Here is a 19,181-nt window from a genome sequence, read left to right as displayed (position 1 = left end):
ATGCTGACAACCACTCAGTACATATCGCCCGACATCCTGCTCTGGCTGCTCACGCCAGCAACGGCCCTGGTGCTGGGACGGATGGTCTTCGTCACGGTTCGCTGGCTGCGGGCCGACACCGAGACCCGGATCAGCCTGGGCCAGGCCCGCCGCATCCGACGCACCTGGAAGCGCCTCGCTCCGATGGCCGAACTCGCCGCCAAGGACGCCACCCCAACCGGCCTGGAGCACCTGAGCACCGACGGCAAGGCGCCCAGGCCGAAGATCCGCATCCCCCGGATCACCACCAAGGCCGACGAGTTCGGCGTCACCGTCACCGCCACCACCCTGCCCCGCGTCGGCCTCGAAGCCTGGCAGGACGCCGCCGACGACCTGCGCAACGGCTGGGGCATGACCCGCGTCAAGATCACCCAGTCCAAGCCCGGCCAGATCGCCGCGCGCGGGTTCCGCCGCGAACCACTCGACACCCTGATGCCCTCGCCCCTGTTCCAGGCGGACGGCTCACTCGCGGTCGGACCCGGCTCGCTCACCACGGCCGACGACGTCCTGTTCGGTTGGGACGAGGACGGACAGCGCATCCGCCTCAACCTCGCCAAGAGCGCGCACGGCCTCATCGCCGGGGTCACACGGTCGGGCAAGTCGATCACCGTCAACACGCTCCTCGCCTACGCCTCGCTGATGCGGGACGTGCAGCTGATCGTGATCGACCCGAACCTCGCGGCAGCCGCCCCCTGGTGGCGCACGGCCCACAAGGTCTCCGCCTCCGTGCATCCGGACGAGGCGTCAGATGTCCTCGCCTGGGTCCGTGAGGAGATGAATCGCCGCGAGAAGCTGTTCTGGTCAGCAAGGACCGACCGGATCACCGCGTTCAGCGAGGAGCTGCCGCTCCTGGTGGTGGTGATCGACGAGGTTGCCAACTACACCCGCTATTCGGACCGCAAGGCCCGCGAGCGGTTCGAGGCCCAGTTGCTGGCCATCGCCAGCCAGGGCGCCAAGTTCGGCGTCCGGTTGTGGCTGATCACGCAGAAGCCCTCGGCCGACGTGCTGTCCACCGCGATGCGGACCAACCTGTCAGCCCGTATCTGCCACCGGGTGGACACCGTCGAGGACTTCCTCCACCTCTTCCCGGACGGCCGGGAGCTGGAGGTCAACGCGGCGGACCGTGAGATGCCACAGGGCGTCTCGATCGCCTCCATCGGCGACATGCGCACTCCCGTGCGGATGCGCTCGGTCTACCTGCCCACCGAGTCGTGCTGGCAGATCAGCGAGGCCATGTGCCACGCCGGCCTCCAGGTCCGTGACCTGCCCACCGGCACCGAGTTCGTGAAGGTCGCCTGATGCGCGCTCACCTCCAGCTCCGTGCCAGATCCCGGCGGCCCTCCGCCGCCCGCAGATCCCATCCCGGCAGGGGCGTGACCTCCTACCTCCGCCCCTGCCGGGGCCCACCCCTCCACTACCTCCGGCGCCGCACGCCCGCGCCGTGACGCAGAAGGGTCATGCCCTCATGACGTTCCCCACCCCCGACGCCCCGACCACTCCTCTGCTCTCGCCGCAATACCTGGCTTCGCTCGGATCCCTCGGCAAGCTTCCCGGCCTCGTCCGCCAGCTGACCACCCTCGGCGGATGCTCCCGCCCGGTCCGCCTCGACGGCTACCGGACCGAGGTCGACACCGCCACCGGCCTGATCCTCCGCCACCTCGACTCCGCCAAGATGCCCGCCGGCTGCCTGCTCGTCCGCTGCGGCAACCGCCGCACCACCCGATGCCCATCCTGCGCCGAGGTCTACCGCCAGGACACCTACCAGCTCATCACCGCTGGCCTGCGCGGCGGCAAGGACGTCCCCGAAACCGTCGGCCGCCATCCTCGCGTCTTCGCGACCTTCACCGCGCCGTCCTTCGGCCCGGTTCATAACCGGCCCACCGGCAGCGCGAAGCCCGCCCGCCGTTGCCGCTGCGGCCAGGCCCACGCCGAGGACGACCCCCGCCTCGGCTCCCCGCTCGCCCCGGACCGCTACGACTACCAGGGCGCGGTGCTCTGGAACGCCCACGCCCCGGCCCTGTGGTCCCGCTTCATGCTCAACCTACGACGGGAGGTCGCCCGCCTCGCCGGTCTCCCACAGCGGAAACTGTCCTCGGTCGTCAAGGTCTCGTACGCCAAGGTCGCCGAGTACCAGCGACGCGGACTCGTCCACTTCCACGCCGTCATCCGCCTCGATGGTCCGGAAGGCAACACGTCGCTCCCACCCACTTGGGCCACCGCCGATCTGCTGACCGACGCGATACGCGCTGCCGCTGCCCGGACTGCCGTCGTCGGGCCTGAACTCGGCGGTGTGACACCTACCTTCGAGTTCGGCAGCCAGCTCGACGTGCGGCCGATCCGGAGCGCCGACTTCGACGGGGGCACCCAGATCACCGAGCGGGCCGTCGCCGCGTACATCGCCAAGTACGCCACCAAAGGAAGCCGAGGGAGCCACCGGAACGCTCGACCGCCGCCTCCGCTTGATCGGCGAACTCGCCCAGTGGGACATCCCCGTCCACGCCGAACGGATGATCCGCACCGCCTGGGCCCTCGGCACCCGCCCCGAACTCGCCGACCTCAAGCTCCGCGCCTGGGCGCACATGCTCGGCTTCCGAGGCCACTTCTCGACCAAGACCCGCGTCTACTCCACCACCCTCGCCGACCTGCGGCAGGCACGGGCCGACTGGCAGCGCTTGCAGGCGGGAGCCCCGGCCACCGGTCCTGACGACACCTCGACGCTCGTCCTTTCGCACTGGGCGTTCTCCGGCATCGGCCTCACCCCCGAACTCGCGCGGCTCGCCGCTGCCGTGGCAGCGCCGACCAAGCGGCCGGGGGTGGCTCCTGATGCGTGGCGACGAACTCCTGACCATTCCCGAGGTCATGGCCCGGCTCAAGATCGGCCGCTCCACCGTCTACGACCTCATCCGGACCCGGCGGCTCGCCTCCGTCACGATCGGCCGCGCCCGCCGCGTCCCCGCCCACGCCCTCGTCGACTACATCCACGCTCACCTGGAAGAAGCAGTCTGATGACCACACCCCGCCCTGCCCGCAAGAGCCGCGCCAACGGTGAAGGCACGCTCTACCAACGCCAGGACGGCCGCTGGGAAGCCGCCGGCTACGTCCTCGCCACCGACGGCAGCCGAAAGCGCGTCCGCGTCTACGGCACTACCCGCAAGGAGGCCGCCGACAAGCTCGCCGAGCGCATCGCAGCGAGTAACCAGGGACGACCCGTCGCGGCGGCCGACAGTACCGTGACCGCGTATCTCACGTACTGGCTGGACAGCGTCGCCGTCCACCGCCTCCGCGAGAACACCCACACGCGGTACCGGACCTGCGTCCGCCTCTACGTCATACCCGGCCTCGGCCGGAAGAAGATCGCCCATCTCACGGCCAGGGACATCCGCAGCTGGCTCGACCGGCTCCGCACCACCTGCCAGTGCTGCGCTCGCGGGCTCGACAAGCAGGAACGCTGCTGTACGGTCGGCCAGTGCTGTGACAAGCGGCTGTCTCCGCTCACCGTCACCTACGTCCACTCGGTGCTCAAGTCCGCGCTGGAGCACGCTGTCCGCGAGGACGAACTGCCGCGCAACGTTGCCCGCAACATCAAGGCCGGCACACCCCGACCCCGGCGCTTCGAGCCACTCACCGTCGCCGAGGCCAGGCGGTTCCTCGCGTCAGTCGACGGGCACCGACTGCAGGCTCTGTTCGACCTCGCGCTCCGCACCGGACTACGCAAGGGCGAACTCCTCGGCCTGCGCTGGGAGGATCTCGACCTCGACGGCGGCACGGCCAGCATCCGCCGCACCCTCCAGCGCACCCCCACCGGCGGCCTGACCGCCCTGCCCACCAAGACCGTCAGCTCCGAACGCCGCATCGCCCTCCCCACCGAATGCGTCCACTCGCTCAAGCACCACCGCGAACGTCAGAACCGGGAACGCGAGGTCGCTGACACGGGCTGGACGGACAGTGGATACGTCTTCACCGCGTCCGACGGCTCACCTACCGATCCGTCCACCCTGACCCGGCACTTCACCACGCTGTGCCAGGTGGCCAGGCTCCGCCGCATCCGGTTCCACGACCTGAGGCACACCGCCGCGACCCTGCTCCTCGAACAGGGCGTCGAGCTCGTCGTGATCAAGGAGCTCCTCGGACACGCCCACATCGGTGTCACCGCCACCGTGTATGCCCACGTCCGGCTCCGCCTACAGCGCCAAGCCATCGACACCCTCGGCAAGGCGCTCCGGGCACCCGAGACCCCTGACGACTCGCCAAGTGCAGAACCCGTCCGCTGACGTTGCCGTCAGCGTTGCCGTCAGACCGCCCAACAAACCCCAGGAAGCCCCACCGGAACTATGTCCGGTGGGGCTTCCTGGGCATCGCCAAAATCTCTCTAGCTCAGCGCCACAGAAATCGTACGAGGTCTACGGAAACGACGGTAGCTGCTGCTGGTGGATCGAGGAGATCGCACTCTCCTGAATCTCGATTACCCCGGCTTCCACTTGGGCCAGAAGCCACTCTCGCAGCTCACCGTACTCGACTGTTGGCGGAATATCGATGGCCAAGAGATTTCCGAAGGAGTGCGCCAATTCCCAGCTGCAGCCAGCACTGCGAAGCTTGAGCTCGACAATTTCCCTTTCGGTATCCCGAAGAAGGACAATCCGAACTGTCGAATGCCCCGACTCCGACGTGAAGCTCTCAAAAACCAGCTCGCGACGTTCATTGTCCGGGCGCACTCGAATGAGGTCGCCAAATGAGATTCCTCGAACAAAGAACGGCGTATTCACTACGCGGATCTCAAGCTTGACGGCCGTCTTCTCTCCCCAGAGCCGCTCGATCGAGACCGGAGGCCAGTTCGGGCGCTCCTCTTCAAGGTCAAACGCAACCTTGAAGAGCTTGGCACCACTCTCAGAAGTGGGCCGCTCGTTCGACTCGCTCACGCCTAATCCTCCAGGAATTCTCTGAGTTCGTTGTCCCACTCTTCAACCGTCTTTGCCGACTTGTCCCTATTGCAGGCCCTACAGGCTACACAGCCATTGTGGGCGGCCCCACATCCACCCTGCGCCTTCGGTATCTCATGGTCGATCTGTGCGTCATCCGGAAGACCCTTGACCGCCTTTCCGTCGGGCCCTCGTGAAGCCCTGCGCTCTACAGTCCGACCACAGTAGTCACATTTGTAAGTTCCGCCGTTCTTTGCCGCGTTGGCGTCATAAACCTGCTGTCGTCCGTTGTCCGTGAAGTCAAGACCGGCACGGTCGTCCGCGGATCCTCCACAATTGTGAACCAGGACTGGCGTCGCCCCGGCCAGCACATAGTACGTGTGGAGGAGGTTGACAGTGAGGTTATGGGTGGTGACGACGTAAGGGTAGTTACGGACGGCCCGGACGGTGAGGGTGGCTCCGTTGGGCTGGCGAAGGCGTTCGCCCGGGGCGAGCTCGCCGGCGTCCACCCATTGCTGGCGAGTTTCGCTCCAGTAGGGGTGGTGGTGGGTCGATGTGATCTTCGACTGGTGATCAGCGGGCGGGCTGCGCGGGGCCTTGTCGTCGGTGAGGGTGAGGTCGGTGAAGTCCTTGTCGTCGGGGGTGGTGATGGTGGCGGTGACGGGTTCGGGGTGAGTCTCGCCGGTTTGGGGGTCTGTCGCCAAGACGACGTCGCCCTCGTGGATGTCCTCGATCGACTTGAGCGAGCCGTCGCCCATCAGCACCTTGGTGCCGGTGGGGAAGCTGTTGCGGACCAGGGAGCAACTGGAGCCGGCTGATTCCTCGGCTTCCTTGGCTACTGCCTTGCTCTCGGTTCCTGCTGCGTCTGTTGCTACTTCCTTGGCCGCTTTTTCTTCTGCGGCCTTGACTGCTGCCGCTTCTGCCGCACGAGCCTCAGCTGCCGCTGTTCGGGCGGTGACCACCGCCGCTTCGGCTTCCTTGGCGACGCGTTCGCCAGCCTTGATGGCGTCGTAAGCCTTGCCGATCTCCTTGTAGATCTTGAGGGCCTGGATGCCGATCTTGATGGCCTTGAAGATCTTGCCCCAGGGGACGGCGTTGAGGGCGGTGTTGATGCAGGCCATCACGTCGCCCTTGGTGAAGCAGTCGCGGGCGTCGTTGAAGCCGATCAGTTCGCCGACGAGGTCGACGACCTTGTGGACGATCTCGTCGCGCTTGTGCTTGGCCTGGTTGACGGCTTCGTCGGCGTTCTGCTTCGCCTTCACCGCGGCCTGTTCCGCCGCGGTGGGCGGCGGGGTCGGGGTAGCGGCGATGACCGGGCTGTAGGTGAAGACGGCGTCGACGGTGCGGCCGGTGCCGGCCACCGTGTCCGAGTGGTTGTTGGCGCACTCGGCCGGGGTGTCGCAGGCGACCTTCAGGCCGTTGGCGTCGGCCTTGTTGATCGGACTGTTGTTGGCGTACGCGTAGGCGTTCCACTGCTGTGGATCGCCGGCGTCGGTCACCGGGTCGGGGCTGATGAAGCGGCCCGTCTTCGGGTCGTACTCGCGCGCGCCCAGGAGGGTGAAGCCGGTGACTTTCTCCTTGGTCCCGCCGACAAAGCCCTTGTCGCCGGCCCACACGCCGTCGCCGGGCTGAGCGCCGCGTTCGTTGCCGAACGGATCCGTGGGGCGACGGACCTGGGCGAGGTTGTAGGCGTCGAGCTGGATGCCGTTGGTGCCGTGGGGGTCCGCAGCCTGGTAGGCCAGTGTGGACTGGCCGTTGACGACGGTGCGGGTGATGGACAGGCCGTCGGGAGCGCCGTAGCTGCGGACGTCGGTGACGGCACCGCTCGCGGTGTCCAGGGTGAGCTGGTCGGCGCCGAGGTTGAGCGTCGTCTTGCCCGGGTCACGCCGGATCAGCTGGTTTCCGGCGAGGTCGTACAGGTAGCTGGTGGCTCCGCTTTGGCCGGTGCCGGTGATCTGGTCGAGCTTGCCCTGGGCGTTCCAGGTGAGGTTCCTGGTGCCGGGAGTGTCGGTGATGGAGGTGGTGTTGCCGGCTGCGTCGTAGGTGTACGACGTCACGGCGGTTCCGGCCGGACCGGTCTGGGTGGACTTCAACAGGGCGTGCGGACCGCCGGTGCCGCCGCCCGTCTTCGGATCGGTGGACGGGGTGTTGGGGCCGGTGCCGAAGCCCTGCGTGGTGGTGACGTCCTTGGTGGCATCACCGGTGATGTCCTTCTGTACCACCTTCGTGCGGTTGCCGATCACGTCGTATTCGTACTGCTGCCAGTACGGCGCGGGTCCGCCGACGCTGGGCTTGCCGCCGTCCGCCGACGGTCCGTTGGCGTTGGCGCAGGAACCGACGCCGGGGACGCTGGGCTGCGGTGCGGTGGTCTGGCTACCGGTGTCGGTCCAGGCCTGGGTGAGCCGGCCGAGGTAGTCGTGGTTGAAGCACTGCAGGTCGGCGACCTGGCCGTCCTGCGCGTCACGTGCCGATGTGACCTGGCCGAGCGGGTCGTAGGTGTAGTCGACGGCGTCGACGTTCGCGGTTGGCGCGTTCTCCTTGTCGAGGATCGAGCGGGTGACGCGGCCGGTAGCGTTGTCGACGACCATGGTGGCGACCACGTGAGCCCCGGGGCCGCCCAGGGTCGTGCGGATTGGTCTGCCGTACACGTCGTAGCGGACGTCTGCCACGAAGGTGGTGGACGGGTTGAACCCGAACGCACTGCTGAGGGAACCGAGCTGGCCCACGGTGTCCGTGGTGAAGGTCAGCGTTTCGCGGCCCATGCCGGCCACTGCCGGCATGACCGTGCTCGCCAGTCGGCCTGCCTCGTCGTATGTGTTGTCGGTCTGGTAGGTGCCTGCGAGTTTGCCTTCGGCCGCGGGGATGGTGGTCTTGGCGCCGAGCTCGCGGTAGCCAACGTCGTAGCCGGTGATCTCCGAGGTGTACGCCGCCCCGTTCGCTCCGCCGACGTAGCGGGTCGAGGAGGTCGGCTTGCCCAGGGCCAGCGTGTCGTAGGTCCAGCTCGCGACCTGCTTGGCCGGGTCGGTCGCCGTGCCTTCGTAGGCCGCGACAGTGCGTCCGAGCAGGTCGGAGACAGTGGTGGCGCTGACGCCTCGGGAGTCGGTGACGGTGGCGAGGTTCCTGCTGTCGTCGTACGCGGTGGTGCCGGTGCCCGAGTCCGGGTCCGTGGACTTCACCAGGCGGCCGAGCAGGTCGTACTCGTAGGTCCAGAGGTTGCCGGCCGCGTCCTTACGCCAGGCCTCCTTGCCGGCCGGCGTGTAGCCGTAGGTCGTCTCGTCGTACGGGCCGGTCGGGGTGTTCGCCTTGTACTGGCGCAGGGCGACGGTGTTGCCCCTGGCGTCCTTGATGGTGGCGGAGGCGTAACCGCCTGCGGGCGGGGTGGTGCGGACTTCGTCGGCGCCGAGGATGTCGGTGTGGGAACGCCACTGCTCGATGCCGTAGGACTGGAAGGCTGAGTCGGTGACCCGGCCCATGCCGTCGTAGGTCTTGACGGTCTGCGCGGGGACCTTGTTGTCCGGCTGCACTCCGCCGTTGGGCAGGAAGAGCTGCGCGCCGGGACTCGTGTCGTCGTTGTAGTAGGCGGCGCTGGACTTGGTCTGCCAGCCGTGGGAGTCGAACCGGGCCTCGGTGATCATTCGGCCGGTGGCCCCGGAGGGGACGCTGGCTTGGGTCTGGCGCACTCGGCCGAGGCCGTCGTAGATCGTGTAGCTGGAGGTGTAGGTCGGGGTCGGGTCGGACAGAGTGCTGCCCATCAGTGCCTGGGTGAGCACGTAGGAGGGCGCGTTGGTGCTGTTGACGGAGTAGGAGAACTTCCGGTTCGGGGTATTCGGGTTCTTGCCTCGGTCGTTGCCCGGACTCCAGCCGGCGACCGAGCGGCCGAGGGCGTCGAAGTCCTGCTCACTCACCCGCCCGTTCTCGTCGGTGATCTTCAGCGGGGAACCGCGGCCGACGTCGAGGATGCTGACGCTCTGCCAGCCCAGGGGGTTGGTGTGGGTGACCTGGGTCGGCAGCTGCCCGGTGGCCGGGGAGTAGTCCGTCCTGGTCTCGGCCCCCATCGGGTGGGTGGCGTCCGTCCGGGTCGGGTCGACGGTGCTGACGATCCGGCCGTAGGTGTCGAACCGCGCCCGGGCGGTGGTGCGGTAGACCGGCTGGCCAGAGTTGTCGTAGCGCTCCAGGACCTCGGTCGCGGTCTGCTCCGACGTGCCACCGGTCTGGCCGAGCGGCAGGTTGTCGAAGTACGACCGGGTGTCGGCGACCGTGTTGTCCTTGTTCGCGCTCTGGTTGCATGTGCCCTTGAGGACCAGGGTGCGCGAGGCCTGCTGGGTCAGCGCGCCGTTCGGGCCGGTGGCGTACGTGAAGGAGGTGCAGAGCAGTTGTTCGGGGTGGGACAGGTCACCGTTGTCGTAGACCGTGGTCGGCCGGGCGTAGACCGTGCCGTCGTACTGGGTGGAGCGTTCGCTCGTACGCCAGCCGTTGGCCAGCTTGTCGCGGTTGGTCACTTTGGCGGCGTTGACCGCACGGGCAGTGACCGGCGGCATGCCACCTGGCTGGTTGCGGGTGGCGGTGACGGGGCCGATCCACGGGTCGGACACCACCGTGGAGACGACGCTGCCGTTCTCCGCGTCGTAGTTGGAGGTGTCGCGGATGTAGCCGGCGAGGACGTTGTCGTCGGTGATGCTCCCGCCGTTCACGTCGGCGACGGTCACCTGGCGTTTGCTGGTGCCATTCGCGAGGACATCGCCGTCCATGCCGCGGAGGAAGGTGGAAACCGTCTTGGTGCGCGGCGCTTCGACAGAGCTTCCGTTGCCGGTGAGCGTCGTGACGGTGGCGTAGCCGCGGAACTGGTCCCAGGTGCGGGTCTTGGGGTCGGCCAGCCCGGAGTCGTTGCGGTGCCAGGCGGCACCACCGCCGTACACGTAGGTGGCGACGACCGGGACCTGGTCGGTGACCGCGTCCTGCTGGGTGACGGACTGGACGATGATCTTGTTGAACCAGTCGTTGGCCGGGTCCGGTTTGTCCTGGCCCGGCATGTACCACTTGACCGGCATGCAGGCCATCGTGTTGCCGTCCTCGGAGGACGGCATTTTTCCGCCGGCCTCGCGCGAGCATTCGGCGGGCTGGTAGACGACGTTGATGAAGCCGCCGGTCTCAGTGGTGATCTGCTCGATCCGCGGGCGCTTGAACGGCTCGACGGACATGGCCGTTCCGTCCGGCCAGACGACCTGCCCCGCGACGCGGTTGGCGATGGCGCGCGGTTTGAAGGAGACCGGCGGAACCGAGATCTTCGTGCGCCCGTTGGTGGCGGTGCGCTGGACGGAGCCCAGCCAGAGTGAGGGCGAGGTCCCGTCCTCTGAAGGCGGGAAGGACTGCTTCAGGGCATAGGAGTCCACGGGACGGTAGGCGGAACCGTCCCAGACCTCGGTGTCGATCTGTGACAGCCGCTTGGTGGTCCAGAAGGTGGGTGAGGTGATGGAGCAGTCGCCTGTCGCGTCACAGGTCTGGTCGACCGGGGTGTCGGCCCAGGCCTTGGCGTTCGCCTTGCGCTGAGACGGGTCGCAGTTGGTTATCGCGTCGGCGAAGCAGCGCTCGGCCGTCCGGAACCACACTTGGGCGGCCGGATTGGCTTTGCCCTTGGCGGCAATCTGGTCGGGCAGGCGCTGGCCGTAGCCGACCCAGACCGGGTAGCTGGCGCGCTGGTACTGGGCCCGGGGGCCGTTGCCCTTGTTCTGGCCGCCGCCCTGGACGTAGTAGTTCTGCTCCTGCTCGTACCGGTAGGTGATCAGGTTCTGGTGCGGGTCGACGACGTAGTCGAGCGACCACTGCCAGCCCATCTGGGACCAGGAGTTGGTGGCGGGCGAGCCATCCTTGAGGCAGGGGTCCTGTCCGCCCGGCCAGTAGATCGGCACGGTGGAGACGGAGTTGGCGGCCTGATCGGTGCCGTCCCCGCCCGGCAGGTGGTTGGCGCCGAAGTAGAACTGGGTGCCGTCCAGGGTGGTGACCCTCCAGGCCTCGCCGTTCCAGGCACCATTGTTCTGACCGGTCAGGCGCTCGACCTTGGTGCCGTCCTCGCCCTGGAGGTGCCACTCGCAGGACGCGTCGTCCTTGACCAGTTGGCCGGCGTGCCCGGTGAGCGACAGCTGGAGCAGGTCACCGCCCCAGCACTGGTCGCCCGAGTTCTGGACACCCGTGTCCTTGCACGCCTTGTAGCCCCGGACAATGGAGCCGGGGTGCCACTCCCAGCCTTCGCCGATCCAGGACGGCTGGGCGTTGGTCGAGGCGGTCTTACCGTCCACGGAGGACGAGTCGTAGCCGAGCGAGACGCTGGGTGCGGCGCCGGCGATCGCGGAGGGCAGCTCGACGGTGTAGCCGTAGGTGAAGTTCCCGGCGTTGGCACCGGCCTGCCACGCGGCCGAAGGTGTGATCGGGGACGCGGTGAAGTCACCGGTGCTGCCCTTGGAGCTTGCCTCGACCGCGAGCGCCACGGCGGGCGCGGCCGGGGCCTGCGGGCTGGCGAAGGTGCTGGCGGCTAGAGACTTGCTCGCCGCCCCGCTCGCCTGCGGGACCTCGACCTCCGCGACCAGGCGACCGCTGGCCTCGTCACGGTGGGACGCAACCGGGGTACGCGTGGTGCAGCCGGGGGCACCGGGCGTGGTCAGGGCACAGCCCGGCAGTTGGACGATCCTGGCACGGGACGCCCAGTTCGCACCGGCGTTCCGCGCCCAGGACTGGGTGTCCACACCGACCTGGACGCGGCCGGGAACCGCTCCTTCGCCGGTGTCCGTGAGGGTGACGAGCGCACCGTCGACTCCGGCGGACCTGGCCGTTCCCTGATCGGCGACCTCGACCTGGACGCTTGCCGCGCCGTCCTTGGCCGGGGCGAGCGGTATGGCCCTGGTCATGGGCTTCGCGCCCTGCGCCGTGGCTATCCATACGGGCAGCGCGCCGGCCTGAACCGACGTATCAGCAGAGGTCGGTGATGCCGACTCGGCCGCTTCGGTCTGCGTGGACATCGCACGGGTTCCGGCGCTGCCGAGTACTGCGACGGCTCTGCCCGCAGGCGGGCTGGAGTCTGCCGGCGGCGACCACCTCTTCCCGGTGTCCGCGGCGCGGGCGGCGGGCTTGGCGTTCGTGCCCTTCACCGGCTGGATGGTCGGCAGCGGGGTGTTCGGCGGCACCCAGATCTTGTCCTTGGTCCCGGCGGCGACGGCCTCAGCCGAGGGAATCGTCACCAGGGACATGAAGACGGCCAGTGCCGCTAGGGCAGCGACTCTCGTCTGGCGATGGCGCGTGAGCAGACGGGCACGACGTGACAACTGATCCCCCCATGTGAGTAGAGCCCCAGGAGACTCGACTGCGGATCCAGGCCACAGCGCACCCTATGTGCACACGATCGACCACGGAAAGTTAATCATGAGAAAAGTCTTATGTGATCAATATCACTCTTAGTGCAATGCGTCATGAGCCCCGACAACCCGGACAGCCCGCCGGGGAAAGTCTTTGACAGCAGACGAACGACAAGGGCAGCGTGCGGCTGGCCTGCACTCAATTCCCAAACGATGATGGGAACTTCATGTTGAGGTCGAAACATCACGCTCCCCCACCAGACCGCCACCGGGACAGGAAACGGACATTCGGCGCCGCTCTCCTCCCACTTGCCTGCACAGCAGTCCTCACCCTCAGTGCTGGGCTCCTGGCTGTCCCTGGTGTTGCAGCCGCCGCGCCCGCCGACCGGGGCCACGGACCTGCAGATCCGTCCTGGCCGTCACATCCGGCCAAGCCGGCCGGCTCCACGACAGCCCGGAACGACGCGATACATGCCGCCCACGCCAAGGCGAAGAGCGCCGGGAAGCCGGTCGTCGTCGACATGCTGACCACAGGGGGAAGCCAGACCGCCGCCAATCCGGACGGAACGCTCACGACCACCTCGGCTCCGGTGGCCGAGCGGGTCCAGAGCGCCGACGGCAGCTGGCGTCCCGTCAACGCGACCCTCCGAGCCAACCCCGACGGGACGATCTCCCCGACCACGGTGCTGTCCGCGCTGACCTTCTCCGGCGGCGGCACTGGCCCCCTGGCCACCATGGCGACGCCGGACGGCAGGAAGCTCGCGATCAAGGCGCCCTTCGCCCTGCCGAAGCCCGAACTCAACGGCGACACTGCCCTCTACCGGTCCGTCCTGCCCGACGTCGACCTGGAGCTGAGCGCGACCGCAGCAGGCGGCTGGCGCCAGGTCCTGATCGTCCGAACCGCCCAGGCCGCAGCCAACCCCCAGGTCAAGAAGCTGCACCTCGACACCGTCGGGGACGGACTCGCGGTGAAGGCGGACACCAGCGGAAACCTCACCGCCGAGGACGCGTCGGGCAAGGTGCGGTTCAGCGCACCGGCGCCGGTCATGTGGGACTCGACGCCCACTCCGGCCGCACCTGCCGCGGCTTCGGAGCCGAAGACCCGGGGCAAGTCCGCCGAGGCACCTGCACCCGACAGCGCCTCCGCTCCGGCCGAGTCGACCACCAAGGCCCCCGGCGGCAACGCCAGGATCGCAGCGATCACCACCACGGTCAGCGCCGGCGGCATCGACCTGGAGCCCGATCCGTCCGTGCTCGGGAAGGGCACCGGCCCCTGGTACATCGACCCGGGCTGGAACCCCAGCGTCGACAACGGCACCCAGGCCTGGGCGCAGGTCCAGTCGGCCTACCCCAAGACGACGGAGTACAACGGCACCCAGTACGGCCAGGACACTCCGGCGGCCGGCTACTGCGGCTACATCGACACCAACAACCGCTGCGACAAGGAGGGCCGCGAGCGCGCCTACTTCCAGATGGGCCTGAACTCCGCCTTCTGGGACTCGGCCGTGCTCTCGGCAAAGCTGTACGCCACCGTCGCCCGGTCATCGAGTCCCTCCACGCCCACGCCGATGGGCCTCTACTCCACCGGGTCGGCGAACAACAACCCGATCAACCAGTGGACCCGCTGGGAGGCCCAGCCCTGCCCGGAGCCCTCGAACTGCGCCAAGATCGGCACGACCTGGATGTCCGGGGAGGGCGGCAAGGAGTTCGACGTCCTGGGCGTGATGACGCAGGCGGCGCGTGAGCACTGGGGCGGATGGACCTTCCTGTTCGCTCCCGACGACGAGACCAACAAGTACTACCGCCAGCGGTTCTCCAACAACCCGCACATCGTCGTCACCTACGACTTCACCCCCGTCATCAGCACCCCGGCCACCAGCCCGACCCCGGGCTTCGCCGCCAACTCCGACTACAGCAACGCGTGCCAGACCCCGGGCACCGTCAACCCGTGGGACAACCCGGGCTGGGTCGGAGCCAACACCGACATCAACCTGAGCGTCGACGCCTGGTCCCCGACCGGCGAACAGCTCTGGACGACGTTCAAGATCTGGGACGACGACGCCGGCGGCGCCTCCACGCTCTACGACACCAACTGGGCAGCCAGCTCCGGACGCAGGACCGTCAGCGTCGGCTCACTCACCGACGGCCACCAGTACGGCTGGTTCGCGGTGACCGATGACGGCACGCTGCACAGCGCGAACACCGCGATGTGCTTCCTGCGCATCGACCGGACACCGCCGACCGCCCGCATCACCTCGACCGACTTCCCCGAGTCCGGCACCCTGGGCGGCCACCCGAAGCTCGTCGGCCAGGAAGGCACCTTCGTCCTCACCGGCACCGACCCGGCCCCGCCCGGCGGGGGCCGTTCCTCCGGCCTCGCCTGCGCCCGCTGGACCAACGACCCGGTCCAGGCCGCGTCCACCAACTGGAACTGCAACGACGGCGGCAACGTCGTGAAGATGGACGCCAACGGCATCTACACCCTGAAGTACACGCCATGGCACTGGGGGACCAACTTCCTCTACCTGCAGACGCAGGACAACGCGGGCAACATGTCGCAACCGGTCGCGTACACCTACTACGTGCCGAGCAACCCCGACGCTCCCGCACCGATCATGGGCGACGTCGACGGCGACCGGAAGGCCGACGTCCTGTTGCCGGACGCCACCGGCGCGCTGCGTCTGATCGGAGCGGGTGCCGACCCGTACGCGGCTCCCAACGCCAAGCCGCAATCCGCACCCGGCACCAGCGACTGGAGCACCGTCCAGACCACCCACCGCGGATCGTTCAGTGACCGGAACGTCGACGACCTGGTCGCGCACGCTCCTGGTGGCACCAAGCTCTACCTCTACGCCAACGACGACATTGCCGCACATCTCGACGGCCAGGCCGCCGTCGAGGTGGCCAAGTCCCGGAAATGCGCTCTGCCCGACGCCACGCCGATCACCTGCACCGACTACGGAAACGGCGGTGACTGGTCCGCGGTCACCCAGATCACCGCATTCGGATCGACCTCCGGCGACACCCCCGTCAAGGCCGGCACAGGCCTTTCCGGACTCCCGCGCTCGTCCCTGCTCTTCGTCGAGAACGGCAGGCTCTGGCTCGCCAAGTCGAACAGCGCCAAGACCCTCGACGGTCCCGCCATCCTGCTGTCCGGAAACACCCAGGACTGGAACCTTTACGACCTGATCACTCCCGGACCGGCCAACGGCACCGACATGCCCATGCTGTGGGCCCGCTCCAGGAACGACGGCACCATCCACGCCTACCAGCTGGTCACCATCGCGCCCGGCGGCTTCGACGCCACCGCGTTCACCGACCCCACCAGGGGCTGGATTGCCGGCGGCATCGACCCGAAGCTGTACCCGAAGGTGGGCTCCAACGGCGACCTCACCGGTGACGGCATCCCGGACCTGTGGGCCGTCGACACCAACAGCCAACTGGTCGCCTGGGCCGGCACCGGCACCAAGTCCCCCGGAACGGACAAGAGCGGCCCGACGGTGACCGGACTGGAACAGACTCCGGTCGTCCTCGGCAGTCTCAACCGGCCGCTCGGCAACTGGCTCGCCGCACCAGACGGCAGCACCAACGTCCTCGACGGTCAGGGCAGGGCCAACGGCACCGCAACGGGCGTCGGCTGGAGTGGCGACCAGGTCGACGGCCGGCCTGCCACCGTGGCCACCTTCGATCCGGGTTCCGGCTCGAACATCACAATGTCCGGCCCGGTGGTCGACACCCGCAAGAGCTTCACCGTCTCCACTTGGGCGAAGTCGGGCTCGGCCGGCGGTGTCATCGCCAGCCAGGACACCGTCCACGGCAGCAACTTCATGCTGTACAGCGACGGCGCCGGAAAGAACTGGACCTTCGCCCTCGCCAACGGCGACAACGACAACTGGCCGTACGACTGGACCTCCACGGTCAACGCCAGCGCGCCGGTCCGCCCAGGCGTCTGGACACGGCTCACCGCCTCCTACAACGCCGGGACGGGGCTGATGTCGCTCTACGTCGACGGCGTCCTCGCCGCCACCGGCTACCACCAGGCCCAGTCCAGCCCGCCGTCCGCAGGCCCTCTCACGCTCGGCCGCTACAGGTACCAGTCCAAGCCCACCACCTCCCTCGACGGCAGCATCAGCAGCACCGCCGTCTACCCGTTCCCGATCAACCCCACGGCGGCAGGCACGAGCGGGATCGTCCAGTCCGCCGCCAACGGCTCGATGTGCATCGACGACAACAACTCCGGAACCGCCGACGGCACCGCCATCCAGCTCTGGCAGTGCAACTGGCGATCCTCACAAGCGATCACACTGAACGGCGACGGCACCATGCGGGTCATGGGCGGCTGCTTGACCCCGGCCAACAGCGGCCGCGACAACGGCACACCCATCGAATACCGCACCTGCAACGGGACAACGGCACAGCACTGGCTCCCACTCGCCAACAACACGCTCTACCACCCCGCCTCCGGCCGCTGCCTGGACCTGCCCGCCGGAAACCCCGTCAACGGAAACCGACTCCAACTGTGGGACTGCAACACCGGCAGCGGCCAGCAATGGATCAACGCCAGCCTGCGCACCGCAGTTCTCCCGTCCCCGCCACACTCATAGCCTCCGAATTCTGAGCAGGCACCTCGGGCCCGTTCCGCCAACCAGCGGAACGGGCCCGACACGATTTCGCCCGCACGCCGCCACGCGATCAAGGCGCGAGGATGTGACTCCCGCGCCACCGCTCCTATATACAGTCCGGCTGAGGGTGTCCGACGGTACAGTGTCCCGCTGACTGAGGCCGCGGCCCGCTACTGGGTGATGACCTTCAGCCGGAGGCCGTTCGGCAGGAGGGCCTGAGCGCGACGTCCCTGGTGGGTGATGTCGGAGGGCAGTCCCTCGATGGCAGCGGTGACAGCCGCGCGCCGGTCGTCGTTGTCCTCGGCGAGCAGGACCAGCAGCACGCGGGGTCCGTCGGAGGCCTCGATCACGGTGAGGTCGCCGCCCCTGCCCGTGTCCAGGCTGGCCGCCCAGGGAGCGATCTCTTCCAGCGCAAGGGCGATGTCCGCCGTGGTGGTTGTCCTGGTCGAGGTGCTGGGCTTGTCCCAGGAGGTGGCGACGGCCGTGACGAGGACCGGCACCCCGTCTACCGTGCCCTGTGCGTGGTAGCCGTAGTCCTTTCCCGTGGAGGCCAGCATGTTGAGGCGGGTCGTCGCGTCGAGGAGGCCGGCCATGGTGTCGACCATGGCCATCCGGTCGGTCATAGGGATGCTGCCGGGGTTGTCGATCTGGATGATGCCGCCCTCGCCAAAGGGGAGGGCGATGCTCACGTTCACGGGCGGCAAGGGACCGGCGGCCCGCAGCAGGGAGGCCGCCGCCGTCAGCAGGTGGGGCAGGGAGAAGCTCATGTCGTGTGGTCCCGTTCTCGGTGGCTGATCGCCAGAGTGGCAGCCGCAGCGCTGGTGCTGGGGCTCGGTCAGAGAGCGTCGTACCGTACGGGGATCTCCGGCGGGATCTGGTCCCGGACCTCCCGGAACGGGCCATCAGAGACCTGGGGAAGTCGACAGGCGATGGCAGGCCGCGCTCGAAGAGGCGCAAAAGCGCGCGGCAGAGCGGAAAGCGGGAGGAGAGACGGTCTGATGACTAGGCGGTGTCCTGGCTATCAAGAGCGCTGGGGCCAGGGACAGCCGGACGTGGCGACGAACACGATCGCTGCCGCTACCGCTCGAACGACGCTTTAACGCGCCGGCCCGGTCCCCTCCGGCAGGACGGCCACCACGAAGGCGACGGCCTCCTCCTGTGTCTCGAAGCGCGCGAGCAACTCGCTCCGGTTCCGGACCCCGTAGAACCCCCTCGTCGTGCGGCCAGATCATGTACCCGACCCGTGTCGTAGTCCCTCGCGCCGTGGTACTGATGGAGAACCAGAGGTTGGGGTGGCTGGTCACCGGCATCAGTTGGCGGAGCACCGGCTGGGCGTACGCGGCCGCCAACAGCGCATGCACCCGCGGGAACCGGTTCATCGGCGGCATGTGGATGCCGTCGAGCTTGAGGCACCACGCCAGCTCGACAGCACCGAGCGGCTCCCGCTCGTACGCGAGGGCCCAAGGGCGGAACTCGATGCACCGGGCCTGCTCCTTGGTCTCCTCGAGCCCCGTTCCACCGGTCCAGGCCACAGCCGCCCTGACCACCTCGGCCAGCTCCGCGGTCCGCCCTCCGGCGAGGCGCTTGCCGTTGCTCTGGAGGTACACCCAGAAGGCCCGACGATGCTCGTCGGCCGGATGCACCGTCACCCGTCGGCCGAGCTCCGCGTCGACGTACACCGCGATGCGGCTCCACTGCCCGTCCGGCTCTGGCAGGACGACCCCGATGCCTTCCGCCGCACGCCCCAACATCTCGTGGAACGTCCCGGCACCCCAGTTGCTCTCGCCGGACCCCACCCCGAAGCTCATCCCGCCAGTATGCCGCCGAGCGCATCGACGGTCCCAGTCGACCAGGTGCCGGTCCTCCCGGCTCCGGGCAAGGCGGCCCGGGAGTTCTGCCCCGACTGCCACATGGTCCCTGATCACCGACAGCGCATGGTTGATGGTCCGCGGCGCATACCCGGCACTGGGGTAGCGCTTGCCTGTGGTCGGGTTGACCCTGCCGGGAGCCGGACGGCCGGGCCTACGCTTGCTCGGCTTGCGGGCATGCTGCATCCACAGGACGAAGTCGCGGACCTCCGCCGGCTGGGCTCGGCGCCAGGGCACGTCGACGGCCGCGAGGAACCGCCACCAGCGCAGAAGATCTATCCCGTAGGAGCGATGACTCAGCGGGCTGCAGTCGCAGGCCCGCATGTTCCTCAAGAACGCGTTCACGACCGTCACCTCCTCCGGGTCTATAAAGAGAACGGTGTAACTCCCGAT

Annotated in this window: 8 protein-coding genes and 1 pseudogene; 5 read left to right on the top strand and 4 right to left on the bottom strand. The window is 68.3% G+C overall.

Annotated elements, in window-relative coordinates; genetic code table 11:
• The 4 genes and pseudogenes from PUR71_RS07480 (at position 1) to PUR71_RS07460 (ending at position 4,310) form a co-directional block, all read left to right on the top strand.
• Complete coding sequence (locus PUR71_RS07480) at positions 1 to 1,338, top strand: FtsK/SpoIIIE domain-containing protein (protein WP_329925546.1); 1,338 nt, start codon at positions 1 to 3, stop codon at positions 1,336 to 1,338.
• Positions 1,339 to 1,504: 166 nt separating this feature from the next.
• Positions 1,505 to 2,771: pseudogene (locus tag PUR71_RS07475) on the top strand (replication initiator); the annotation flags it as partial.
• A gap of 91 nt (positions 2,772 to 2,862) precedes the next feature.
• Complete coding sequence (locus tag PUR71_RS07465; RefSeq protein WP_329925574.1) at positions 2,863 to 3,045, top strand: helix-turn-helix domain-containing protein; 183 nt, start codon at positions 2,863 to 2,865, stop codon at positions 3,043 to 3,045.
• Positions 3,045 to 4,310 (top strand): tyrosine-type recombinase/integrase, encoded by a 1,266-nt coding sequence (locus PUR71_RS07460; RefSeq protein WP_329925573.1) that lies wholly within the window; start codon positions 3,045 to 3,047, stop codon positions 4,308 to 4,310. Before PUR71_RS07465 ends, PUR71_RS07460 begins: the two co-directional genes overlap by 1 nt.
• A 129-nt stretch (positions 4,311 to 4,439) precedes the next feature.
• On the opposite strand, the gene PUR71_RS07455 is transcribed toward PUR71_RS07460, so the two are convergent.
• Both PUR71_RS07455 and PUR71_RS07450 read right to left on the bottom strand, forming a co-directional pair.
• Complete coding sequence (locus PUR71_RS07455; RefSeq protein WP_329925545.1) at positions 4,440 to 4,955, bottom strand: DUF4265 domain-containing protein; 516 nt, start codon at positions 4,953 to 4,955, stop codon at positions 4,440 to 4,442.
• Positions 4,956 to 4,957: 2 nt separating this feature from the next.
• The gene (locus PUR71_RS07450; protein WP_329925544.1) at positions 4,958 to 12,184 is read right to left on the bottom strand and encodes an RHS repeat-associated core domain-containing protein; all 7,227 of its coding nucleotides are present in this window, start codon (positions 12,182 to 12,184) and stop codon (positions 4,958 to 4,960) included.
• Positions 12,185 to 12,819: 635 nt separating this feature from the next.
• On the opposite strand from PUR71_RS07450, the gene PUR71_RS07445 reads away from it, so the two are divergent.
• Positions 12,820 to 16,902, top strand: a complete 4,083-nt coding sequence (locus PUR71_RS07445) for a ricin-type beta-trefoil lectin domain protein (RefSeq protein WP_329925543.1) — start codon at positions 12,820 to 12,822, stop codon at positions 16,900 to 16,902.
• 188 nt (positions 16,903 to 17,090) lie between these two features.
• Here PUR71_RS07445 and PUR71_RS07440 read toward each other — a convergent pair whose 3' ends face one another.
• Together PUR71_RS07440 and PUR71_RS07435 are read right to left on the bottom strand one after the other, a co-directional pair.
• Positions 17,091 to 17,687: a hypothetical protein gene (locus PUR71_RS07440; RefSeq protein WP_329925542.1), complete on the bottom strand. Its 597-nt coding sequence runs from the start codon at positions 17,685 to 17,687 to the stop codon at positions 17,091 to 17,093.
• Positions 17,688 to 17,822: 135 nt separating this feature from the next.
• Positions 17,823 to 19,133, bottom strand: coding sequence for a DUF6193 family natural product biosynthesis protein (locus tag PUR71_RS07435; protein WP_329925541.1), 1,311 nt, complete (start codon positions 19,131 to 19,133; stop codon positions 17,823 to 17,825).
• Between the last annotated feature and the right edge of the window lie 48 nt (positions 19,134 to 19,181).

It is taken from the genome of Streptomyces sp. SP17BM10 (assembly GCF_036322405.1).
In the GTDB taxonomy this organism is placed as follows: Bacteria; Actinomycetota; Actinomycetes; order Streptomycetales; family Streptomycetaceae; genus Kitasatospora.
Note: the sequence above shows the minus strand (reverse complement) of the source record. Positions and strands in the feature narration are given on the sequence as shown.